This is a genomic window from uncultured Gordonia sp. (assembly GCF_937858515.1).
GTDB lineage: Bacteria > Actinomycetota > Actinomycetes > Mycobacteriales > Mycobacteriaceae > Gordonia.
On record NZ_CALLZT010000062.1, the window covers coordinates 50196 to 73468 of the forward strand.

Annotated in this window: 16 protein-coding genes and 1 pseudogene; 11 read left to right on the forward strand and 6 right to left on the reverse strand. The window is 66.7% G+C overall.

The features are described 5' to 3' along the window. Positions 1-113: 113 nt before the first annotated feature. The gene (locus Q0627_RS05560) at positions 114-1685 is read left to right on the forward strand and encodes an MFS transporter (RefSeq protein WP_298808205.1); all 1572 of its coding nucleotides are present in this window, start codon (positions 114-116) and stop codon (positions 1683-1685) included. A gap of 5 nt (positions 1686-1690) precedes the next feature. Here the strand turns inward: Q0627_RS05560 and Q0627_RS05565 are convergent, their stop codons facing one another. The 4 genes from Q0627_RS05565 to Q0627_RS05580 all read right to left on the reverse strand — a co-directional run bounded on the left by Q0627_RS05565 (position 1691) and on the right by Q0627_RS05580 (position 9858). Further along, positions 1691-3481 carry an SDR family oxidoreductase gene (locus tag Q0627_RS05565; RefSeq protein ID WP_298808208.1) on the reverse strand — a complete coding sequence of 597 codons (1791 nt, stop codon included), beginning with the start codon at positions 3479-3481 and terminating at the stop codon, positions 1691-1693. Between the two features lie 95 nt (positions 3482-3576). After that, complete coding sequence (locus Q0627_RS05570) at positions 3577-4830, reverse strand: pyridoxal phosphate-dependent aminotransferase (protein ID WP_291012652.1); 1254 nt, start codon at positions 4828-4830, stop codon at positions 3577-3579. Between the two features lie 129 nt (positions 4831-4959). After that, positions 4960-8085, reverse strand: coding sequence for a (Fe-S)-binding protein (locus Q0627_RS05575; protein ID WP_298808213.1), 3126 nt, complete (start codon positions 8083-8085; stop codon positions 4960-4962). A gap of 351 nt (positions 8086-8436) precedes the next feature. Further along, positions 8437-9858: a wax ester/triacylglycerol synthase family O-acyltransferase gene (locus Q0627_RS05580; RefSeq protein ID WP_291015084.1), complete on the reverse strand. Its 1422-nt coding sequence runs from the start codon at positions 9856-9858 to the stop codon at positions 8437-8439. A gap of 233 nt (positions 9859-10091) precedes the next feature. Here Q0627_RS05580 and Q0627_RS05585 point away from each other — a divergent pair, with 233 nt between their 5' ends. The 4 genes from Q0627_RS05585 to Q0627_RS05600 all read left to right on the forward strand — a co-directional run bounded on the left by Q0627_RS05585 (position 10092) and on the right by Q0627_RS05600 (position 13723). Further along, positions 10092-10628, forward strand: a complete 537-nt coding sequence (locus tag Q0627_RS05585; protein WP_291014102.1) for a vancomycin high temperature exclusion protein — start codon at positions 10092-10094, stop codon at positions 10626-10628. A gap of 78 nt (positions 10629-10706) precedes the next feature. After that, positions 10707-12185 carry a carboxylesterase/lipase family protein gene (locus Q0627_RS05590; protein WP_298808221.1) on the forward strand — a complete coding sequence of 493 codons (1479 nt, stop codon included), beginning with the start codon at positions 10707-10709 and terminating at the stop codon, positions 12183-12185. 149 nt (positions 12186-12334) lie between these two features. Continuing rightward, positions 12335-13273: an oxidoreductase gene (locus Q0627_RS05595; protein WP_298808224.1), complete on the forward strand. Its 939-nt coding sequence runs from the start codon at positions 12335-12337 to the stop codon at positions 13271-13273. 153 nt (positions 13274-13426) lie between these two features. Beyond that, the gene (locus Q0627_RS05600) at positions 13427-13723 is read left to right on the forward strand and encodes a hypothetical protein (RefSeq protein WP_298808227.1); all 297 of its coding nucleotides are present in this window, start codon (positions 13427-13429) and stop codon (positions 13721-13723) included. 21 nt (positions 13724-13744) lie between these two features. Here Q0627_RS05600 and Q0627_RS05605 read toward each other — a convergent pair whose 3' ends face one another. Beyond that, positions 13745-14785, reverse strand: a complete 1041-nt coding sequence (locus tag Q0627_RS05605; protein ID WP_298808230.1) for a hypothetical protein — start codon at positions 14783-14785, stop codon at positions 13745-13747. Beyond that, on the reverse strand, positions 14778-16439 hold the full coding sequence (locus Q0627_RS05610) for a class I SAM-dependent DNA methyltransferase (RefSeq protein ID WP_291014089.1): 1662 nt from the start codon (positions 16437-16439) through the stop codon (positions 14778-14780). Before Q0627_RS05610 ends, Q0627_RS05605 begins: the two co-directional genes overlap by 8 nt. Positions 16440-16640: 201 nt before the next feature. Between Q0627_RS05610 and Q0627_RS05615 the strand changes: the two are divergent. The 6 genes and pseudogenes from Q0627_RS05615 to Q0627_RS05640 all read left to right on the forward strand — a co-directional run. Continuing rightward, positions 16641-17705, forward strand: a pseudogene (locus Q0627_RS05615) (acyl-CoA dehydrogenase family protein); the annotation flags it as partial. 66 nt (positions 17706-17771) lie between these two features. Continuing rightward, the gene (locus Q0627_RS05620; protein WP_298808255.1) at positions 17772-18935 is read left to right on the forward strand and encodes an acyl-CoA dehydrogenase family protein; all 1164 of its coding nucleotides are present in this window, start codon (positions 17772-17774) and stop codon (positions 18933-18935) included. A 14-nt stretch (positions 18936-18949) separates the two neighbouring features. Further along, a complete protein-coding gene (locus Q0627_RS05625) occupies positions 18950-19966 on the forward strand; it encodes a bifunctional MaoC family dehydratase N-terminal/OB-fold nucleic acid binding domain-containing protein (RefSeq protein WP_291017039.1) in 1017 nt (338 codons plus the stop codon). Next, positions 19963-20376, forward strand: a complete 414-nt coding sequence (locus Q0627_RS05630; protein ID WP_291017037.1) for a MaoC family dehydratase — start codon at positions 19963-19965, stop codon at positions 20374-20376. The genes Q0627_RS05625 and Q0627_RS05630 overlap by 4 nt, the downstream gene beginning before the upstream one ends. Continuing rightward, positions 20373-21551 carry a lipid-transfer protein gene (locus Q0627_RS05635; protein ID WP_291017035.1) on the forward strand — a complete coding sequence of 393 codons (1179 nt, stop codon included), beginning with the start codon at positions 20373-20375 and terminating at the stop codon, positions 21549-21551. The genes Q0627_RS05630 and Q0627_RS05635 overlap by 4 nt, the downstream gene beginning before the upstream one ends. A 14-nt stretch (positions 21552-21565) precedes the next feature. Next, a complete protein-coding gene (locus tag Q0627_RS05640) occupies positions 21566-23197 on the forward strand; it encodes an acyl-CoA synthetase (RefSeq protein ID WP_298808246.1) in 1632 nt (543 codons plus the stop codon). The last annotated feature ends 76 nt before the right edge of the window (positions 23198-23273 follow it).

Sequence of the window (23273 nt, forward strand, 5' to 3'; positions counted from 1 at the left end):
GAACAGTGTTCTTCTTGAATAGAACGACGTACTACAACAGTATGGCGATGTTCTATAACTCGTGCCGGACCCCGGCACTGCACGCCACATCGCCAATCGAAGGAGGAATCACCGTGGGCTCATCAACCTCGCGCTGGCTCGCGCTGGCCGCCCTGTGTTTTGCCGAACTGCTCGTGATGGTCGACAACTCGATCGTCAACGTCGCGCTGCCGACGCTGGCGCGGGACCTGAATGCGGGAATCTCGGGTCTGCAGTGGATCGTCGACGCGTACACGCTCGTCTTCGCGGGCCTGTTGCTCACCGGCGGCTACCTCGGGGATCGGTTCGGTCACCGGCGGATGCTGCTCGCCGGCATCGGTGGATTCGCAGTCGTCTCGGTGCTGGCCGCCGCCTCGGGGGGCCTCGGCCAATTGGTCGCGGCCCGTGGCGGATTGGGGGTTTTCGCCGCGCTGGTGTTCCCGGCGACGCTGGCCATCATCACCGCGATCTTCACCAAATCCTCCGAACGTGCTGCGGCAGTGGGGATCTGGGCGGCAACCTCCGGGATCTCCGTCGCCGTCGGACCGGTTTTCGGTGGCTGGCTGCTCGAACACTTCTCCTGGCCGTCGGTGTTCTGGGTGAATGTGCCGATGGCCGTCGTGGCCGCCGCCGGTGTGCTGCTGGCAGTTCCGGCCACCCAGCCTGTATCCGTATCTCGTTTCGATGCAATGGGTTTGGCACTATCGATCGCAGGCCTGGGGTTGCTCACCTATTCCGTGATCGAAGGTCCGCACTTTGGCTGGACCGACATCCGGACCATCGCCGGACTGGTCGTCGCCGCCGCGGTGCTCGCCCTGTTCGCCCGTCGCGAGCTGTCCATCGCAGACCCGATCCTCGACATCCGGCTATTCGCCAACCGCTACTTTGCCACGGCCGCGGCCATGATCAGCGTCGCGTTCTTCGCCTTATTCGGATTCATCTTCCTGATCACCCAGTACTTCCAGGCCGTCAAAGGTTACGGTCCGCTCGAAGCAGGTGTGCGCACACTGCCTTTCGCGATCGTGATGGCGGTGTTCTCGCCGATCGCGATGATCTTGTCGCACCGGTTCGGACCCCGGTTCGTGGCCGTGACGGGAGCGCTGTCCCTCTCCGGTGGTTTCGCGCTCGTTGAACTGGCGACGCCCGATTCGAGCTACTGGCTGCTCATCATAGAGGCGATGACGCTGATGGCGGTGGGTTTGGCATTCATCTCCGGCCCCTGCACGCAGATGATCATGGATGCGCTTTCGCCCGAACAGGCCGGTGCGGGTTCGGCCGTCAACGACACCACTCGTGAACTCGGGGGCACGCTGGGCGTCGCGGTCCTCGGATCGGTGCTCACCTCCGTGTACGCCACGACCGTCGGTGATCGCCTTACCGGTCTCGGGGTGTCGGCCGGTTCGGTGCATACCGCGCAGGATTCGGTGATGGCCGGTGTCGAGGTAGCCCGGCGGGCCCCGGAGGCAGTGTCCGCAAAGCTCGAAGATGTTGTGCAGCAGGTGTTTGTCGATGGCCTGCACAGCGCGGTGTGGGTGGCGGTGGCCGTCACCGCCGCTGCCGCGGCCGCCGCGGTCGGTTTGCTCCGCGGCGCCCCGCGGGGTCGGGACCAGGACACGAGCGCTGTGGCTGAAAATGCTTCCGCGGGCCCCTCAATCGGTCTGCGGTGAGCCGTTCAGCGGGCCACCTTCCGGCGGGCTCCGAGGCGCGAGATCCAGGGGGCGAAACGGTAGACGCGGTAGCCGACCTTGGCTTCGGCGGTCACCGGGGCTACGGCCTTGTTCGCATTGATCGCCTTCACGATATCCGCGGCCACCCTGTCGGGTGTGAAACCGCGCTTTCGATAAAGCTTGTCGAGCCGATCACGTTGGGCTGCTTCAGTTTCGGCGTCGACACCGGCGATACGGGTGGAGCGGACGATATTGGTGTCGACGATGCCGGGGCAGATCGCGGTGACGCCGATACGATGTTCGGTCAGCTCGCCGCGCAGCGACTCCGAGAACATCAGCACCCCGGCCTTGGCGGCCGAATACAAGCCGAGGTCGCGGGATGGGGTGAACGCCGCCGCCGACGACACATTGACGATGTGCCCGCCGACACCGCGCTCGACCATCTGCCTGCCGAATTCGCGGCTGCCGGTGATCACACCACGCAGATCTACCGCCAGGAGCTTGTCGACCTGCTCGTCGGTTGCCGCCAAAGCTGAACCGGCCAAGGCGATGCCGGCATTGTTGATGACGATGTCGGCCACTCCGTGCCGCTCGCGGACCTGTGCGGCGAAGGCGACGAACCCCGCGGTGTCGGCGACGTCGAGCAGGTACGCGGTCGCCGTGACGCCGAACCGCTTGCATTCACGGACCGTCTCGTCGGCGGCATCGAGATCGATGTCGGCGAGTATCAGTTCACAGCCCTGTTCGGCCAGCGCGTAAGCGGTTTCGCGGCCGATGCCACTGCCCGCGCCGGTGACGACGGCCAACTTGCCCGCCATCGGTCCCGGCGAACCCAGAATGCGCGACCGGTCGACCGAATCGCGGCCATCGGATTCGATTCCTGCTCTCGCCCTGATGAATTCGCGGGTGACATCAGCCAGATAGTCCGGTCGGGTAAGGGGCAGCCAATGGCCTGTCGGGCTGGTGCGCCGCCACAGCCGTTCGGCGTAGAGGTGGGTGTCGTCGAAGATGGCCGGACGCAACGCGATATCGCGTTCGTTGACGATCTCGAGCACCGGGACCGACGTGTGCCGGGGATCGGGTGCGGCCAGCTTGGGACGGATGTTGGCGCGGTACAGCCGGAGCCCGGAGATCATGTCCTCACGCAGCGTCGGCCTGAACACCGCATTCGGCCGCGGCATGCCCTCCGCCCGGTGCAGAAACTCCCGCCAAATAGTCTGCGACCCGGTAACTCTGAAGAACAGTCCGGGCGCGACCGGTACTTGGAAAAACACGGTGTAGGCCGACGACCCGGTCTGTGCCATCGCCCGGGCCAGATTGCGGGGCGTCGGCCGACGTAGCCGCGCCCGCGCCCACGCGCCGAGTTGATCGAGGCTGGGACCCGACACCGACACGAACGACGCGATGCACTTGTCGGCGTCGCGCCGTCCGACGGCCTCCCAGGTGAGTACCGATCCCCAATCGTGGGCGAGGACGTGCACGGCGTTGTCGGGGCTGACGGCGTCGATCACCGCGAACAGGTCGTCGGCCATCTCGCTGAGCCGGTACGGGTCGTCCCCGTCGGGCCGGTCACTGTCGCCGAAACCGCGGCAGTCGTAGGCGATGACGCGAAAATCACCGGCCAGCAGAGGGGCGACGTGGGTCCACAGGTGGTGGGTGTCGGGCCACCCGTGGACCAGTACGACGGTCGGCCGAGGGTCATCACCCGATGGCGACGTGCCCGGCAAGGGTGATTCGAACACCGCCAGGCGGACAGCGCCGTTATGTACATCCTCGCGCCTGCGCCATTGCGCCATGTGGCTCTCCTGACTCCGGTCCGTGAGTGGCATTGCTCACAGCAAACCCGGAGTTGGACGTTACCACCGGTTACAGGTAACTGGAAGTCGGCTGACTACTGGCGGTATGACGACAGGAAATTGCCGATCCGCTCGATCGCCTCGGTCAGATCCCGCGACCACGGCAGCGTGACGATCCGGAAATGGTTGTGGTCGGCCATGTTGAACCCGGTGCCCTGCACGACCAGGATCTTCTCCTGCAACAGCAGGTCCTGCACGAACAACTCGTCGTTGTGGATCTCGTGCACATTCGGGTCGAGCGACGGGAACGCGTACAGTGCACCCATCGGCTTGACGCAGCTCACGCCGGGGATCTCGTTCAGCTTGTCCCAGGTGACGTTGCGCTGCTCGTACAGCCGGCCACCGGGGGCGATGAGCGCCTCGATGCTCTGATAGCCGCCGAGCGCCACTTGAATGGCGTGCTGGCCGGGAACATTGGCGCACAGCCGGGTCGACGCGAGAATCCCCAGACCCTCGATGAAACCGGCCGCATGATCCTTCGGGCCGGTCAGCACCACCCAGCCCGCCCGGTATCCGCACACCCGGTACGCCTTCGACAGCCCGTTGAACGTCAGGCACAGCAGATCGGGGGCCAGCGAGGCGATGTTGATGTGCTCGGCGTCGTCGTAGAGGATCTTGTCGTAGATCTCGTCGGCCAGGATCAGCAGCGAATGCTTGCGTGCCAGGTCGACGAGCTGTTGCAGGATCTCCCGTGAATACACCGCACCCGTCGGGTTGTTGGGGTTGATCACGACTATCGCCTTGGTGCGGTCGGTGATCTTCGACGCGATGTCGGCGATGTCGGGGTTCCAGTCGTTGCCCTCGTCGCACTTGTAGTGCACCGGGGTGCCACCGGCGAGCGAGGTCATCGCCGTCCACAGCGGATAGTCGGGCGCCGGGATCAGCACCTCGTCGCCGTCGTTGAGCAGCGCCTGCATCGTCATCGTGATCAGCTCGGACACGCCGTTGCCCAGGATCACGTCGTCGACGTCGAAGTACGGGAAGTCGGGGATGAGCTCGTACCGGGTGACGACGGCCCGCCGGGCCGAGAGCACGCCCGACGATTCGGAGTAGCCCTGCGAGTACGGCAGGGCGTGGATCATGTCGCGCATGATCACGTCCGGGGCCTCGAAACCGAACAGGGCCGGATTGCCGATGTTGAGCTTGAGGATCCGGTGCCCCTCGGCCTCCAGCCGCGCCGCGTGCGCGTGTACCGGACCCCTGATCTCGTAGCACACGTTCTGCAGCTTCTGCGACTGCTCGAGTGGCTTCAGGTTCTGATTGAGGTGCGATACATGGGGTCTACTCACGAGTTCAATTGTGACAGCCCAGCGCAAATGTGTTTCACGGACCGGGCGGCCGACGAAAAACCGCCCTCCACAGGTGAGCCGATGCGTTATCGCGGCGGCGGCCCTGTGGAGGGCGGTATTTGTCGACGGTCAGTGTTGGCCGGGGCGTTTCTTGCCTGCGGCCATACCGAAGCCCTTGGCTTTGGCGGCACCGGCCTCGGTCACGGCAGGTGCGATTGTTTCGGTTGCCGCAGGTGCGGCGGCCTCCACAACCGGCTCGGCATCGGCGATCTCCTCGACCTCACCGGCGGGCTCGGCGACGGCCGGCTTCGCGACGGGCCTGGCACCCGGCCGCTTCTTGCCTGCGGCCATACCGAATCCCTTGGCCTTTGCCGCACCGGCCTCGGTGGTCGCCGCTGCGGCCGGAGCCTCGGCAACCGGGGTCTCGGCAACCGGGGCCACAGCGGCGGGTGCCGCGGCAGCGGCAGGTTTGGCCGCACCCGGCTTCTTGATGCCGCTTTTCATGCCGAAGCCCTTGGCTGCGGGCTTCTTTTCTGCCGCAGGGGCCTCGTTCGCGGGAGCGGCTTCGGGAGCGGCGGCGGCGGGCTTGGCGGCGCCGGGTTTCTTGATGCCACCTTTCATGCCGAATCCCTTGGCTGCGGGCTTATTTTCGGCTTCGGGTGCCTCGGCGACGGGTGCGGCAGCGGCTGCCGGCTTGGCGCCGCCCGGCTTCTTCATGCCGCCCTTCATGCCGAATCCCTTGGCCGCGGGCTTGGACTCCGCGGCGGGAGCGGCCTCGGCGGCCGGGGCGGCGGCTTTCGCCCCACCCGGCTTCTTCATACCGCCCTTCATGCCCAGGCCCACCTTGGGCTTGGCGGCACCGCCGGAGGCGGCGGCCGGCGCGGCCTTCTCGACGACCTTCACCGGCTCGGGCTCGGGCTCGGGTTCCGGTTCGGGGGCGGGTGCCGACGGGTGCAGGAACTTGCCGCCACGCTTGACCTCGACCGGGTCGCCGCGCTTGACCGATTCGAGCAGCATCTGAGCGACGTCGATGACCTCGATCTTGTCCTCGAGTTCGGTGCCCGCGGTGCGGGCGGTGACGCCGTCGGTGAGCATGACGCGACAGAACGGGCAGCCGGTGGCGACCTTCTTGACCTCCTGCGGGGCGGTCTCCAGCACGCCGAGTGCCTCGTCGACACGGTCGACGTTGATGCGCTTGCCGATCTGCTCCTCCATCCACATGCGGGCACCGCCGGCGCCGCAGCACATGGACCGTTCGCCGTGTCGCGGCATCTCGGTGAGGGTGGATCCTGACGCTGCCATCAGCTCACGTGGGGCGTCGTACACTTTGTTGTGGCGGCCCAGGTAGCACGGGTCGTGGTAGGTGACGCCCTCGCTGACGGGGGCGACGGGCACCAGGCGCTTCTCTCGCACGAGGCGGTTGAGCAGCTGGGTGTGGTGCACGACCTCGTAGGTGCCGCCGACCTGCGGGTACTCGTTGCCCAGCGCGTTGAAGCAGTGGGCGCAGGTGACGACGATCTTCTTGCGCTGGTGCGGCGCGGTGTCGAACACCTGGTTCATCATCTCGATGTTCTGCTGCGCCAGCATCTGGAACAGGAACTCGTTGCCCGCACGCCGGGCCGAGTCGCCGGTGCACGTTTCGCCCTGGCCGAGGACCAGGAAGTTGACGGCGGCCATGTCGAGGAGTTCGGCGACGGCCTTGGTGGTCTTCTTCGCCCGGTCCTCGTAGGCGCCGGCGCAGCCGACCCAGAACAGGTACTCGAAGCCCTCGAACGACTCGACGTCCTGCCCGAAGACGGGGATCTCGATGTCCATCTCGTCGATCCAGGCGGTACGCGCGGCGGCGTTCTGGCCCCACGGATTGCCCTTGGTCTCCAGCTTCTTGAACATGCCGGCGAGCTCGGTGGGGAAGTCCGATTCGATGAGGACCTGGTAGCGGCGCATGTCGAGGATGTGGTCGACGTGTTCGATGTCGACGGGGCACTGTTCGACGCACGCACCGCAGGTGGTGCAACTCCACAATGTCTCGGTGTCGATGACCGCGCCGAGCGCCTCGGGATCGAAGACACCGTCCTCGGCGACTACGGGCTCGCCGCCGCCGGTGGCACCCTTGGATTCGCCGACGAGCTTGCGGGCGGCCTCGGCACGGGCCGCGGCCGGGATGGCCTCGAGCTTGGCCTGGTCGGGCTTGCCGTCGGCGTCGAGCAGACCGACCTCCTCACCGCCCATGTCGGTGCTGCCACCGGCCAGCAGGTACGGCGCCTTGGTCATGCCGTGGTCACGCAGCGACATGATCAGCAGCTTGGGCGAGAGCGGCTTACCGGTGTTCCAGGCGGGGCACTGCGACTGGCAGCGACCGCATTCGGTACAGGTGGTGAAGTCGAGCCAGGCCTTCCAGCTGAAGTCCTCGATCCGGCCGGCGCCGAAGGCGTCGACGTCGGGGTCGGCGGTCTCCGGATCCAGGACCTTGCCCTGGCTCATCATCGGCTTGGCCGCACCCAGGGCGACGCCACCGTCCTGCTCACGCTTGAAGTAGATGTTGAAGAACGCCGAGAACCGGTGCCAGGCCACACCCCAGTTGAGGTGCGTGCCCACCAGCAGCAGGAACATGCTGCCCGAGAGCAGCTTGATCAGCGCGAAGATGCCGACCATGTTGGGGCTCGCGGGCAGCAGCTTGGCCACCTGCATGGTGAAGAAGTCGGAGTAGGCGTTGTGGTGGTGGTAGGTGGCGATCTTGCCGGCCTTGACGAAGATCATGCCCAGGCCCTCGACCAGCACGATCGCCTCGATCGTGTAAGCGGGCACGAACCGCGAGCCGGAGAACCGTGAGATGCGCTCGGGGACGCGCGGGTGGTTGAGCTGCCGGATGACGATCAGCGTGACGATGCCGACGACGGTGCCGATACCGAGGATCTCGTCCCACAGGTGCCAGCCGAAGGTGGCACCGATGATCGGCCAGTGGAACTCGGGGTTGATGGCCTGTCCGTACGCCTCGAAGAACAGCAGCATGCCGCCGAGGAAGCCGATCATCACCAGCCAGTGGGCGATGCCGACGGTGCGGAACTTGATCATCCGGGTGTGGGCGATGAACTCCTTGATCATCGTCCACATGCGGGGGATCACGGGGAAGAATCGTGAGCTGGGCACACTCTGGCCGAGCAGGATGGTGCGCACGATGCCGAATGCGCCGCGGACGAACGCGAACCAGCATGCCAGGCTGATCAGCACTCCGATTGTGCCGAGCGTGGCGGTCATGGGAGTCACGGGCGCGTACCGGCCTTCCTGTTGGTCGATCCACTTGTTCTGCGTGCAGGGCTGAGCGCGCAGACCCGGGCGAGCGGAGCGACGGGCGTTGTGGATGTCGTCTACTACACGTAACGGTAAAACCTCACCCATACCCGGCGCTGCCAAGGATTACCTAACCAGTGGCCGTGGTCTGCGTGACGAATAGCTAAAGACGATACTCGCCAGTAACTTACTGTCGAGTCAGATGGCCGTTGAATGCGGCGCTTTGTGAGGAAGATTACGCGCCGACGCAGGTCCGGCGCGCGCCGAGATCTCGCCCGGTAACCGCTGAGTTCTAGCCCGGCATCCACCGGGGGTGGGCTACCCCTTGACCGACCCGGCGACGTCGGCCAGCTTCTCCAACTCCTCCAGCGCGGTCTCGAGGTGGGTGAGCAGGCGCTGCAGGCTCGGCAGCTCCTTGCGGGCGCCGATCAGACCGAAGTTCATGTGCTGCGCGGTGGTCGTCACGGTGATGTTGAGGGCCAGACCTTCCATCACCACCGACACCGGGTACACGTCGGTGAGCCGGGCACCGTTCCAGTACATCTCCTCACGTGGCCCCGGAACGTTGCTGATCATCAGGTTGAACTGCGGCGGGACGTACCGGACGAAGCCCGGAATACCGGCCAGCGCGAGCGGCGCGACGTTGGCCGCGCCAAGGGCCAGCTGTTGCAGCGGTGCCAGCCCGCGGACGACCTTCTTGGCCTCCTTGGTGGAGGCGACGATCGTGCGCACGCGCTGTCCTGGGTCGGACTGCTCGGTGCCGAGCTTGCACATGATCGCCGTGATGGCGTTGCCGTCCTTGTCGTTGTCGCCGGAGTGCAGCGACACCGGCAGTGTCGCCACCATCGACGAATCGGGCAGTGCGTCCTGGTCGATCAGGTACGAGCGCAGCGCCCCTGAGCACATGGCGAGCACCACGTCGTTGAGGGTGATTTCGAGGGCCTTGGCGACGGATTTCAGGCGCGAGAGCTCCCACTGCTCGCCGGCGAAACGCCTGGCGCTGCCGATCGGGACGTCGAGCAGGGTGCGGGGCGCGGTGGTCAGTGGCGCGGCGTAGTCGTCGTCGCGCACGGCCGACCAGGCGATCTTGGCCGCGGCGGGCGCGAGCCCGACAACCTGACCGGCGACGTCGGCCGCGGCACCGGCGGCTCCGAGCAGGCCGCCGACGAGCGGGATCCCGCCGGACTTCTCTTCGGTCTTTTCCTTGGGCGGACGCGGCTTGCTGTGCAGCGCCCACGGTGTGCGGCCCGAACGATCCTCGGGGTCGGTCGACAGGGTGCGCCCGAGGATCCGCAGGGCGGTCACGCCGTCGACGAGCGAGTGATGGACCTTGGTGTAGAGCGCGAGCCGACCGTCGTTGAGGCCCTCGATGATGTGGACCTCCCACATCGGCCGGTTGCGGTCGAGGAGGGCGCCGTGGTTGAGCGAAACATAACGCAGCAGCTCACGCACGCGGCCCGGACGGGGCAGGACGACGCGGCGTACGTGGTAGTCGAAGTCGATCTCGTCGTCGTGGGTCCAGAACAGGTTGCCCATGAGCGGGGCGGGCGACGCGGGCCGCTTGCGGAACAGGTCGCTGACCTCAGTGCCGTTGTGGAAGGCGTCGAAGACCTCTTCGGCGAGGTCGGATGCGGACTGTCCATCGCGTGGCTCGAACAGCTGCAAGCCACCGACGTGCATCGGCTGCTCGCGTGTTTCCGCGATCAGGAACATCGATTCGGTGACTGGCATGTACTGCATCGCTGCGGCCTCCCCGGGGTCTGTGCCTCCTGCGGCGGAGGCGGGGGTCAAGTGTCGGACGGATCGTGGTGCTGTGTCGAGGCCGTCGAGCGGCAACGTGATGCGCGTTACTTTATGCGCGCCACGGTATCGCGGATGTCTCCGGGGTGGCATAAGGCTACCGTGAACGCGTGAACCGACCGCCCGGACCGATCGCGAGGTCGGTGCTGGCCGCGGGCATCGTCTTCGAGTTGATGATCACGTTGTCCGCGACGTGGATCTACGTGGCCGCGGCCGGACGTGTCGTCGAACCGGTGGCCGTGCCCGAGGGGTCGACGCTGCTGGTCCTCGGGTCGCTGGTGTCCGACGGCGATCCGGGTACCTATGTACGGGGGCGCCTCGATACCGCCGTCGACCTCTACCGGTCGGGAAACGTCTCGCGCATCATCAACTCCGGCAATGGATCGCCGGACGCGGGCGACGAACCGGCCGTGATGCGGGCGTACCTGCACGCCCGGGAGGTCCCCGGCGAAATCATCGTCGACGACGGTCTGGGTCTGGACACCGCGGAGAGCTGCCGCCGGGCACGGGATGTGTTCGGGGTGTCGTCGGTCGTCGTGGTGACGCAGGACTTTCACCTGCCCCGGGCGATCGCGCTGTGTCGCGACGCCGGGCTGGATGCGCGGGGCGTGGTTGCCCGATGTGACTGTCCGGTGAGCGGGCAGGTCCGCAACCATGTCCGTGAACTCGTCTTCGCCGGACCGCGGGCATTCCTCACGATATTGCGATGATCATGCTGTGTCGCACCGGCTTTGGCGCATACCCAGGGGTCTGTTCGGGTCCGGATCGGCCGGGTCTACCATCGGGTGATGGGCATCACAGTCAGTGTCGACGGCGGTCAGGTATCCGGCTCTCAATCTCATGGAGTCACAGCATTTCTGGGGATACCGTACGCGGCGGCCCCGGAAGGTCCGCTGGCCTTCGCCGCGCCCGCTCCGGTGACGCCCTGGGACGGGGTGCGCGAGGTGGTCGCCGAGGGTCCGTCGTGCTGGCAGACGCCGTATCCGGACCCGGTCGGAACCTGGTTCGGCAAGGTGACGGCCACCGAGTTGGGCGGTGAATCGCTCAACGTCAATGTGTGGACGCCCGATGTGGGTGCGACGAGACTGCCCGTGATGGTGTGGATTCACGGCGGTGCGTTCGTCCGGGGCTCCAACGCCTCACCCTCGTACGACGGTTCGGCGTTCGCCCGCGACGGCGTGGTGCTGGTGTCCATCAACTACCGGCTCGGAACCTACGGCTGGCTGCCCGTCGACGGCGCGCCCACCAATCTCGGTATGCGCGACCAGATCGCGGCCCTGCGGTGGGTGCAGGACAACATCGCGGCGTTCGGCGGCGACCCCGCCAATGTCACGATCTTCGGCGAGTCGGCCGGCGGTATGAGCGTTGCGGGCCTGCTCGTCTGCCCGGCGGCGCGTGGCCTGTTCAGCAAGGCCATCGTGCAGAGCGGGCACGGGGTTTCGGTCGCGGTGTCCGACGACACCCGCCGGGTCGGCGCCGAGGTTGCCGCGCTGCTCGGCGTCGAGCCCACCGCGCAGGCACTCGCCGAGGTCGATCCGTCGGCGCTCATCGACGCCCAGACCGCCATCGACAATGCGATCCGGCTGGCACCCGATCCCGGGCGATGGGGTGCCACGACCATCTCGGCAGGGGGCGGGATCACGGGCCACATCCCGGTGTTCGATGAGTTGATCCCCGAGTTCCCGCAGGCCGCGGTCGCCGCGGGCGCAAGTGCCGGCGTACCGCTCCTGCTGGGTACCACGGGGCGTGAGTTCACCCTGTTCAGTATGGCTGCCGGAACCCGTGGACTGATCACGGCGGAGGCTCTGCCGGTGGTCGCGACTCGTTTCGGTGCCGGTCCCGACGTCGTCGCGGCCTACGTGGCGAACCACGCCGGGGCCGACGCGGCCCATGTCTTCGATCAGATCGCCTCGGACGCGTTCTTCCGTAAACCCGCACTCGAGTTCGCCGCCGCTCACGAACGCGCCGGGGGGTCGACGCACGTCTACGAGTTCGCTTGGGAAACAGCGGTTTCCGGTCTCGGCGCCTGCCACGCACTCGAACTGTCCTTCGTGTTCGACGCGCTGCGCGACACGAACTCGTTCACCGGCCCCAACCCGCCGCAGCAGGTCGCCGACGACATGCACTCGGCGTGGATCGCTTTCGCCACCACCGGCGGGCCCGGCTGGCCGTCGTACGGCTTCGGTGAGACGGTCCGCGTCTTCGACTCCCCGCAGTCGACGACCAGCACGCTCCCCCGGGCGGCCGATATCGCCGCGTGGGGGTAGTGCCCGACCGGTCGCGCGGTCGGCACCGTGTCGTGACGTCGTCGGCAGCGTTCGGTCGTCGTCGGCGTTTACCGATGGCGGGCCGGAAGTGATGTGGCACCCTGTCTGAGAGCGAGCCGAACCGGCTCACAGCCAGACAAGGAGATGCCGTGCCCAGATCCGGCGCCGGATGGACGTTGGCAGATGCGCCCCGCCTCGACGACAAGACGGCCATCGTGACCGGGGCCAACAGCGGTCTCGGGCTCGAAACCGCGCGGGGATTCGCCCGGCTGGGGGCTACCGTCGTACTCGCTTGTCGTAACCTCGACGCCGCGAAGACCGCGTCCGATGACATCGCCGGCACCGTCGCTGATGCCCGGCTCGAGATCGTGCACCTGGATCTGAGCGACCTCGAATCGGTGCGCGAGGCGGCCGATCTGATCCGCGACAACCACCGCAAGATCGACATCCTCGTCAACAACGCGGGTGTGATGAGCAGGGAACGTCAGCTCACCGCCGACGGATTCGAGCTGGACTTCGGCACCAATTTCCTCGGTCACTACGCGCTCACCGGACGGCTGCTCGACCGTATCAACACCAGTGTGGGGCGGATCGTCACCGTCACCAGCGCCGTACATCGTAAAGGCAGCATCGACTTCGACGACTTGCCGATGGAGCGTGGCTACTCGGTACCCGCCGCATACGCGCGATCGAAACTGGCCGAACTCATGTTCTCAATCGAACTGCAGCGCAGGCTCGCCGCCGACGGCATGGCGGGTGCCTCGCTGGCCTCGCATCCCGGGGCGAGCTACAGCGGAGTCATGCGTGAGCAGAACAAGATCTTGAACTGGGCGTTCACCAGCCCCAACATGCGCTGGCTGCTGGACCGGTTCGTGCAGGAGCCCGATCAAGGTGCGCTACCGACCCTGCGGGCCGCGACCGATCCGGCCGCGTTCGGCGGTCAGTTCTACGGGCCGTCCGGACGGCTGGAGGCCACCGGCTCGCCCGTGCTGGTCAGTCCCGCCGATCGAGCAGTGGATCCTGTTGCCGCGCAAAAGCTCTGGGATGTCGCCGAGGAACTGACCGGCGTTGAGTACTCGTTCGACTGAGCGACCGGGCGGTGGTGCCTACGATCCTCGGGCGTGTGATGTGCCACACAGCTGACTGCCTTACCGAATGTGCAACAGGTTACAGTCGGAGATGCCGATTCTCGACCCGCCGTCGGGTGCTGACAGCGTCGTCAGCCGCAAAGGAGTTCTACATTGAGTGAGCAGACAGCGCCTGCATCGCCGTACAGCGTCGTCATTCTGACGCCCGGTCCGTCGGCGGGTTCGGGTGTCGCCGATTCTGGTGTCCTGGCCGAATGGCTGAACAACTTCGCCGCCCCGGACGGCCGGCTGCCCGCGCTGATGGAGGTCGATGACAACCCCTTGATCAGCGGCGTCGCCGTGGTGCCCGTCGATGCGGCGGCAGCGGCGCAGGTGCTGGCCGCGGATCCGGCCGTCGTCGCCGGCCGATACGCCTTCGAAGTGCACCCCGCAGACGGGTTCCCTGTCTGAGCACGTTCTCGCCTGAGTCGGCTATTGGCGTGCGCTCTCGCGCAGCGCCCGGGCCTGCCGGTGCTGGGCGACGGTGCTGTTGTACAGCACGATTGTCAGCATCTCGGTGAAAAACCTTGCCGGACTGAGTTCGTCGGGTACCAGGTCGTGTCGTAGACGCACCGTGGGCAGCCGGTCGATCGGTACGGCCTTGACCGGCGCCGCGACTTCGGTCGGTGCGGCGGGCAGGTCCAGTTCGAACAGTCCTGGCTCATCCTCGGGGTCGGGCCCGGCGAGCAACTCCGGGAACAGCTCCGGAACCTCGGGCTCGGGAACGGTATCCGGCTCGTCGGGGAGCTCGATGCCCTCCCACTCGGGAACGATCAGTGCACACGCGTCGTAGGCGTCGTCCTCGCGGCCGAGTTTGGTGAGCAGATCGACCAGCCAGTCGAAGTGGTAGCGCTCCTGCGTGTAGGCAGTCGACCGCAGGCTGTACACAAAACCCAACGCGGCCAACGGATGTCGCAGCGCCAGGTTCTTGGCGTCGCCGTAGGACTCCTCGACCCGGTTGGCGGCGTTCTTGCCGAACGACGAATCCATCCGTTTGGTGGAGATCAGCAGCTCCGGCCCGGTCTGCCACGACGTCATCAACACGTCGACCTGTTTGAGGTAGTTCTTGCCGAGGATGTTGGCCGATGCCGACGACACCGAACCACGTTCGAGCCGCGCGATCAGCTCGGCACGCTGCGGTTTGGGTAGCGACTCGATGAATCGCAGCACATCGCGGTCGACGACCCGCGGTGCCTGCTCCCGCGGCCACACAGCATCGGGGTCGAGTCCGGCCCGCCGCAGCTCGTAGGCCACCCACACGTCGATGGCGAGGGCGGGCACCCCGGACTGCGACGACGCGCCCAGCAGCAGCGGCACCGCCAGCAGCTTTTCCAGTGTGGCGTAGTCGGGGCGGAACCGTGGGTCGCCACCGGGATCAGGCGTCCACGGGTTCCTGCCGCGGCTGTCCGCGGTGGTCACGATCGCGTCGAACAGCGGCCACGCCCGGCTCTTGGCGCTCGGTTCGCTAGCCACCGGCACGCCCTGCCGTGGTTCTGCCGCGGGCCCGGCGCCGCGCGGACAGGTGGGCATGATCGGCGCGCAGCGAGTCCAGCCGCGCGGCCGGCATCGACATCGCACCGGTCAGCAATATGTCGTCGACGAGCTCTGCCGCGCCCAGCAAGTTGCCCTCGCGCAGCCGCCGGCGCACGGCGGGACGGATCGCTCTCAGTTCGGCGGCGTGCGCCCGGACCAGCGCCGGTGCCGGGACCGGAAGCTGGTCGGCCTCGCGGGGCTCGATCTTCAACATGCCGCCGCCGTACGGCCTGCCGACGAGTTCGGCCCCCAGCAGGGTCAGCGAATTGAGCGACGCCAGCGGCAGCAGGCTCATCCCGTCGGCCCGCAGTTCGCTGTGCAGATACACCCCGTGCACCGAGTTGAGATGATGTGCGCGTGCCTGATTGGACGCCAGGCGAGGGGTGTCGGCGTTCATGTACGTCAGCAGCAGATCGGCCGGTTTCAGGTACGGAACCCGCCACCACGGTCTGCGGACCCGGCACTTGTACGCCTGGTGGACATCGAGGTCCTCGCCGGAACGGATGTACTGCCTGGCCGCCCGCGACGGGGTGGTGGCCGGGCGGAACAGCAAGGTGGCCTGGCCCGCCCCGCCGAGCGACGACAGTTGCGCGGCAGTCAGATTCATCGAACGCAGATGGCGTGAACCCGGCGGTGACAGTGCGATGGTGTCGGTGGGCGCCAGCCCGAGTTCGGCCGCCTTGGCCGGCGACAGGGTGAAGAACCGGTTGTTGCCGGTCACCATGCCGAGCGTCGTCTCACCCCACGTCTGCAGGCCGGTGAAACCCGAGTCGCCCAGCGCGCCGGTGTAAGCGGCCAGTCCGTCGGCCGACAGCAGTCCCGCCGACCATTTGGCCGACTTGTCCGTGGGCATCCACCGGCGCGCCGGCCCCGCCGCGACCAGCCCGCTCAGGTCACCGGCGTTGTGCAACGACCGGACGATCATGTGGTCGGTGCCCGTGCCCACGTCGGGTGCATAGCCGTCGGCCAGGAGCAGAACCACCTCTTCCTGCACCTCGGGGATCACCCGCTCGGTGAACAACACCAGCTCGACGTGCGAGAACCGGTCCATCAGGAAACGCCGCACCGCGCCCGCGTAGTTGACGGTCAGCAGTTCGGCCGGCAACACCAGCGCCAGCCGGCCGCCTGTTCGCAGATGCAGCGCCGCATGGACGGTGAACGCCGCCCACGACGACGCGAGATTGGTCAACCGCACCCCGCCGCGCAGCGCCGCCCGCTGGGCATTCGCCCGGTCGGCCCCGGAAAAGTCCTGGTAACGCACGTAGGGAGGGTTGCCGACGACGGCGTTGTAGCGGCCGAACTCGTTGTGGGCGAAGAAGTCCCCGGTGTGGATGCGGGCGTCGACACCGTCGGCGGCGAGGGTGCGGGCTGCCCGCTGCGCCGACGCCGCGTGCAGTTCGACACCCACCAGTCGGCCGTCCTTGCCGACGTGGCGTGCGGCCGCGTGCAGGAACACGGCCTCACCGCACGAGGGTTCGAGAACCGCATCGGAGGCGTCGCGAACCGCCCAGTCGACCAAGAACCCGGCGACCGGCGCGGGCGTGAAGAACGCGCCGCGGGCCTTGCGCAGGATCGAGGTGTCGCCGGTGAGCATGGGATCAATCCTGCCCGATGGTTACGACATCTCCCGGGCGCGATGCATCCGCGCGTGGCGCGGCTCGGGTATGTCGTCCTGAACACATTCCATTTCCGGATGTCGGCGGGATCGTGCTGCACGAACAAACCCGCAGGTGGCTTGGGTTGCGCTACCCTGTCTGTCGGCCTTCTGATACAACTAGAACAGGTTCTAATTGTGATGAGGAGGGCGTTCGTGGACTTCGCGCTCGATGCCACCGCGTGTGCGGTGCGCGATGTGGCGGCCGACGTGCTGTCGCGGCACGAGGCCGAGTGGTCGGCCACCTTCGGCAAGCCGACGTTCGGCAAACAGGCCGACGCGCACGCCGACGACCACGACGGCAAGCTGTGGCAGGCGCTCGTTGACGCCGGTCTGCTCGCGCTCGCCCTGCCCGAATCGGCCGGCGGCGACGACCTCGGTGTCCTCGGTGTGGCTCCGCTGCTGCGCGCACTGGGCGCTGCGGCGGCGGTGACCCCGGCCATCGGTGCGATCGCGGCCGAACTGACCTTGCGGTCGGCCGACCCGGACACCCGCGCACGGCTCGCCGCGCCCCTCGTATCCGGTTCCTGGTATTCGGTGGCAGTCTCCGAGCCGGGCGACGCACTCGGCTCGCGGCCCACTGCGCATATCGTCGACGGCAAGCTCACCGGCATGAAAACCGGTGTGCTGCACGCCGATGGTGCGTCCGCATTCTTCGTGACCACGGCTGATGGCGTCGTGGTGGTGCCACGCGACGCGGACGGCGTGACCGTGCGGCGCACCCCGTCGTCCAGTGGTGCGGGTGAATACACCGTCACCTTCACCGATGTGGCGCTCGCTGATGGCGACATCTTCGGAATCGACTCGGCGGTGCTGCGTGATCAGTACCGGCTGGCACTGGCCCGCTACGCCGACGGACTCATCGATGGCGCCACCCGGCTGACCGCGGGCCACGTGTCCACCCGCGAGCAGTTCGGCAAGCCGATTGCCTTGTTCCAGGCCGTCTCTCAACAGCTCGCCGACATCTACGTCATCGGCCGCGGCATGGAACTGGCCACCACCGCGGCGGGCTGGCGGCTCTCGCAGGGTCTCGACGCAGGACGCGACCTGACTATCGCCACGTACTGGCTGGCCGCGGAGATCCCGGCCACGATGCGCACGATGACCCACCTGCACGGCGGGATCGGCGTCGACCTCACCTACCCGCTGCACCGCTACTTCTCCGTCGCCAAGGACCTCGCCCGCCTCGTCGGTGGCGCTGCCGTACAACTCGATGAGCTGGCTTCCATCGACGGTGCGCGCAGTGCGGCAGCGGAACCCGAGGATACGACGATGCTCGTCGATCTCACGCCCGAGCAATATGCCCTGCGTGGCGAAATGCGTTCGTACTTCACCGGGCTCGTGTCGGCCGACGATGCCCGCGAGATGCTGACCGACCGGCACGGCCCGGCCTACCGCAGGATCATCAAGCGGATGGGAACGGACGAACGCCTCGGTGTCGGCTGGCCGAAGGAGTATGGCGGCAAGGGTTTCGGCGAGATCGAACAGCAGATCTTCACCAATGAGGCTGTGCGAGCCGATGTCCCGCTGCCATCGGTGACGCTACAAACCGTAGGCCCGACGCTGCAGGCCCTCGGCACCGACGAGCAGAAGAAGCGGTTCCTGCCCGCGATCCTGGCCGGTGAGGTGCATTTCGCCATCGGATACACCGAACCCGATGCCGGCACCGACCTGGCGTCGCTCACCACCACCGCGGTCCGCGACGGCGATCACTATATTGTCAACGGGCAGAAGGTCTTTACCACCGGCGGCCATGACGCCGACTACATCTGGCTGGCCTGCCGCACCGATAAAGAAGCCCCGAAGCATAAGGGCATCACCATCCTGATCGTCGACACCACCGATCCCGGTTTCAGCTGGACCCCGATCATCACCGCCGACGGCGCCCACCACGTCAACGCCACCTACTACAACGACGTCCGTGTTCCGGTGTCGATGCGGGTGGGCGAGGAGGGCGGCGGCTGGCGCCTCATCACCACTCAGCTCAACCACGAACGTGTCATGCTCGGCCCGGCCGGCAAACTCGACGGCCTCGCCGAACACGTCCGCGAATGGGCGCGCGGTACCGGCCCCGACGGGACAGTGATCGGCGAACACACCGATGTGCGAAGAACTCTCGCCCAGATCGATGCCTATGTGCGGATCAACGAACTGCTCAACTGGCAGGTCGCTTCCACCGGCGAGGCGATCTCGATGGCCGACGCCGCGGCCACCAAGGTGTTCTCCACAGAACGGCTGCAATCGGTGGGCCGGATGATCGACGAGATCGTCGGCCGATTCGGTGACCTCTCCGCCGAGGCGACGGCGGACTTGGTGAATTGGCTTGACGTCCAACAGAAACGCAATGCCGTCATCACGTTCGGCGGCGGTGTGAACGAGGTGATGCGGGACATGATTGCCACGGCCGGACTCGGTTTGCCCCGGGCCAAGAGATGAGTGGGGGCCAAACGATGAGCATCACCACAGCCGAGGACATCCTCGATGCGGCGGCTGCGATCAAAGCCGCCGGGCCGAGCACACCCGCACCCGGCCGCGACCCGATCAACACGCCGATGATCAACAACTGGGTCGAGGCGATGGGCGACACCAACCCCATCTACGTCGACGAGACCGTTGCCCGGGCCGCTGGTCATCCGGGAATCGTTGCCCCACCGGCAATGTCGCAGGTGTGGACGATGCGTGGCCTGCACGGGACCCGCGCCCCCGAGGACCCGTTCCGCCGGGTGACCGAACTGTTCGACGCCGCCGGCTACACGTCGGTGGTGGCCACCAACTGCGACACCGTCTACCACCGCTACACCCGGGTGGGCGAGCAGGTCACGCTCAGCAGCGAACTCACCGACGTCGCCGGCCCGAAGAACACCGGCCTGGGTGAGGGCTGGTTCTTCACCACCCGCAACACCTGGCGCGTGGGCGACGAGATAGTCGCGGAGATGGATTTCCGGATCCTCAAGTTCCGCCCGTCCACCAAGGACGCGGTGGAGGAATCCGCGCCGGAGGTTCCCGACGATCTCGATCCCGAGAAGATGCTGCGCCCCAACTCATCCCGCGACACCAGGTTCTTCTGGGAAGGGGTGGCCGCCCACGAGTTGCGCATCCAGCGGATCGAGGACGGCACGCTGCGGCATCCGCCGGTACCGGCCCTCTGGAAGGCACGCACCGACGACGGCACTGTCCCTGACACCGACTATGTCGTCGCCGCTGGCACCGGAACCGTCTACAGCTTCGTCGTACACTACGCCCCCAAGGTTCCCGGCCGGTCGCTGCCGTTCGTGGTCGCCCTCGTCGAACTCGACGAAGGGGTGCGGATGCTCGGCGAATTGCGCGACGTTGACCCCGAGTCGGTACACATCGGCATGCCGGTCGAGGTCGCGTTCCTCGACTTTCCCGCATCCGGCGACAAACCGCCATGGACGCTCTACGCGTGGCGCCCGGCAGATGCATCAGGAGAGGACAGTCAGCCATGACCGCGGTGACACCCACGGCCGTCGCGGTGGGAATGGTGTTGCCGCCGTTGACCATCGAGGCCACCCCCACCTTCGTGGTGGCCTCCGCGCTGGCCACCCGTGATTTCCAGGACGTGCACCACGATCGGGATCTGGCCCACCAGAAGGGGTCCAAGGACATCTTCGTCAACATCCTGACCGATACGGGCCTCGTCGAGCGGTTCGTGACCGACTGGGCCGGACCGTCGGCACGTATCACCTCCATCAAGCTCAAACTCGGGGTGCCCTGGTACGCCTATGATTCGGTGACCTTCACCGGCGAGGTCACCGAGGTGGCCGACAATGCCGTCACCGTCTCGGTCGTGGGCGCCAATAGGCTTGGCAAACATGTGATTTCGACCGTCACCTGCTCGCTGGGAGAGACCGCATGACGCGCACGCTCTCAGGCGCCGCCGCGATCGCCGGTATCGGCGCCACCGAGTTCTCCAAGGACTCCGGACGCAGCGAACTACGCTTGGCCGCGGAGGCGGTCACCGCAGCCGTGGCCGATGCCGGACTCGCCCCCGCCGACGTCGACGGCCTGGTCAGCTTCACGATGGACACCAACGCCGAGATCGCGGTCGCCCGGGCGGCCGGGATCGGCGACCTGAAGTTCTTCTCCCGCATCCACTATGGTGGTGGCGCTGCCTGTTCGACGGTGCAGCAGGCGGCGATGGCCGTGGCCACCGGAGTCGCCGACGTCGTCGTCGCCTACCGGGCATTCAACGAGCGGTCGGGCCGACGGTTCGGTCAGGTCGACAGTTCCGTTGCCAATCAGGAGAATTCGTCGGGCACCGACAACGCCTTCTCCTATCCGCACGGCCTCTCGACGCCCGCCGCGTTCGTCGCCATGATCGCGCAACGCTACATGTACGAATACGGCGCCACCAGCGAGGATTTCGGCCGTATCGCGGTCACCGCGCGAACCCACGCGGCCAACAATCCGCACGCCTTCTTCTACGGCAAACCGATCACCCTCGACGACCATCAGGCCTCCCGCTACATTGCGGCGCCGCTGCACCTGCTCGACTGCTGCCAGGAATCCGACGGCGGCGTCGCCATCGTCGTCGTATCCGCCGAACGCGCAAAGGATCTCCCGCAGAAGCCGGTGACCATCGCGGCGGCGGCATCGGGCAGCGCCGACAACCAGTTCATCATGACCAGCTACTACCGCGAGCAACTCGCCGCACTGCCCGAGATGGGCCTGGTCGGAGACCAACTCTGGCAGCAGTCCGGTCTGGCCCCATCCGATATGGACGCGGCCATCCTCTACGACCACTTCACCCCGTACACTCTGCTGCAGCTCGAAGAACTCGGCTTCTGCGGTCGTGGTGAAGCGAAAGACTTCGTACGGCAACCCGGTGCGCTGGAGGTCGGCGGAACGCTGCCGCTGAACACCCACGGTGGCCAACTCGGCGAGGCCTACATCCACGGCATGAACGGCATCGCCGAGGCGGTCCGCCAGATCCGCGGCACCTCCGTCAACCAGGTACCAGACGCGTCGCGGGTCATCGTCACCGCCGGCACCGGCGTCCCCACCAGCGGCCTCATCCTCACCGGAGGATAAGAATGGAGAAAGCGATGCAGTTCAATCTGGCTGATGTATTCGAGACCGTCGCCGACGCCGTGCCCGAGCGCATCGCGCTCAGCTACGAGGGGCGGCAGGTCAGCTACGCCGAACTCGACGGCGAGGCCAATCAGGTGGCACACCTGTTGGTGGCCAACGGGATCGGTGCCGACGACAATGTGGCGCTGTTCCTCAAGAACAGCGTTGAGCATGTCACCAGCCTGCTGGGACTGATCAAGATCCGCGCGGTTCCGGTGAACATCAACTACCGGTACACCAACACTGAACTGCACTACATCTTCGAGAACTCCGATTCGGTGGGCATCATCGTCGAACTTCCCGAACATCAGCGCAGCGTCGCCGAACTGCTGCCGACGCTGCCACTGGTGCGGACGGTGTTCGTGATTGGTGCCGTCACAGACGAGCTGCGCGATGCGGTAGCCGCTCTCCCGGGCGGCAGCCAGGTCACGATCGCCTCGTTCGCCGACGCCGAATCCTTGCCCAAGGAACGCGATTTCGAGCAGCGCACCGGTGATGAGCTGTACCTGCTGTACACCGGAGGCACCACCGGATACCCGAAGGGCGTCATGTGGCGCCACGACGACTTCTTCCGCAAACCGCTCTCCGGCGGCAACCCGTACGGCGACGACCGCAAGGACCTCGATGAGATCGCCTCGGCCGTCAAGGATTTCCCGTCGATGGCATTCATGCTGGCCGCCCCGCTGATGCACGGCGCCGCATCGTATTCGCTGTTCACCTTCTTCACCCTCGGTGGCCGCCTGGTCATCATGCGCGAGTTCAACCCGGAGAAGATGGTCACCTGCATCGCCGACGAGCAGGTGCAACTGGTGCTGATCGTCGGCGACGCGATGGGCATGCCGCTGGTCGAGGAACTCGAACGACGCAAGGACGAGGTGGACCTGTCGTCGCTGTTCTCCATCACCTCCGGCGGGGCCATCTGGTCGCAGCATGTGCGTGACCGGATGCTCGCGGTGAAACCCGGTCTGCTGCTGCGCGACAACTTCGGCGCGTCGGAGTCCGGCAATGACGGTGAGATCATGATGGACGAGAACGGCAACCTGAAGGTGCCGCCGACCGACCGCATGATGGTGGTCGACGAAAGCCTCAACCCGATCGAACCGGGCTCCGGAGAACTCGGGTACATCGCCCGCGTCGGTAATGTGCCGCTCGGCTACTACAAGGATCCGGAGAAGTCGGCCAAGACCTTCCCGACATTGCCGGACGGGCGTCGTGTGTCGATCCTCGGTGACATGGGCACCGTCGAGGCCGACGGCACCATCGTGTTCCTGGGCCGCGGTTCGCAGTGCATCAACACCGGCGGCGAGAAAGTCTTCGCCGAGGAGGTGGAGGCCGTGCTGCACGCCCATCCCGCGATTGCCGATGCCCTCGTCGTGCCGGTGCCCGACGCCAAGTACGGCCAGCGGGTGGCCGCGGTCGCCAAGATCGCCGACGGCGTGGATGAGCCCACCGAGGAAGAACTCCAGGACCACGTCCGGGCGTCTCTCGCCGGCTACAAGGTGCCCCGCACCATCGTGTTCGTCGACGAGGTCAAACGCACCCCTGCGGGCAAGGCCGACTACCGCTGGGCCAAACAGACCGCCGAAGCCCAGTCGGCTCCGGTCTGACACGTTGGGAGCCCCGTGTCGCCGGACCCTTCGAGACGCGTCGGCTCGCAAGCTCGCGCGACGCCCTCAGGGATCA

Bases quoted from the DNA above. Each gene is read 5' to 3' on its own strand.
- Q0627_RS05620 (WP_298808255.1), top strand. From the start codon at position 17,772: ATGCTCGTCGATCTCACGCCCGAGCAATATGCCCTGCGTGGCGAAATG.
- Q0627_RS05580 (WP_291015084.1), bottom strand. From the start codon at position 9,858: ATGCAGTACATGCCAGTCACCGAATCGATGTTCCTGATCGCGGAAACA.
- Q0627_RS05610 (WP_291014089.1), bottom strand. From the start codon at position 16,439: ATGCTCACCGGCGACACCTCGATCCTGCGCAAGGCCCGCGGCGCGTTC.
- Q0627_RS05625 (WP_291017039.1), top strand. From the start codon at position 18,950: ATGAGCATCACCACAGCCGAGGACATCCTCGATGCGGCGGCTGCGATC.
- Q0627_RS05575 (WP_298808213.1), bottom strand. From the start codon at position 8,085: ATGACCGCCACGCTCGGCACAATCGGAGTGCTGATCAGCCTGGCATGC.
- Q0627_RS05590 (WP_298808221.1), top strand. From the start codon at position 10,707: ATGGGCATCACAGTCAGTGTCGACGGCGGTCAGGTATCCGGCTCTCAA.
- Q0627_RS05640 (WP_298808246.1), top strand. From the start codon at position 21,566: ATGCAGTTCAATCTGGCTGATGTATTCGAGACCGTCGCCGACGCCGTG.
- Q0627_RS05635 (WP_291017035.1), top strand. From the start codon at position 20,373: ATGACGCGCACGCTCTCAGGCGCCGCCGCGATCGCCGGTATCGGCGCC.
- Q0627_RS05585 (WP_291014102.1), top strand. From the start codon at position 10,092: ATGATCACGTTGTCCGCGACGTGGATCTACGTGGCCGCGGCCGGACGT.
- Q0627_RS05565 (WP_298808208.1), bottom strand. From the start codon at position 3,481: ATGGCGCAATGGCGCAGGCGCGAGGATGTACATAACGGCGCTGTCCGC.
- Q0627_RS05630 (WP_291017037.1), top strand. From the start codon at position 19,963: ATGACCGCGGTGACACCCACGGCCGTCGCGGTGGGAATGGTGTTGCCG.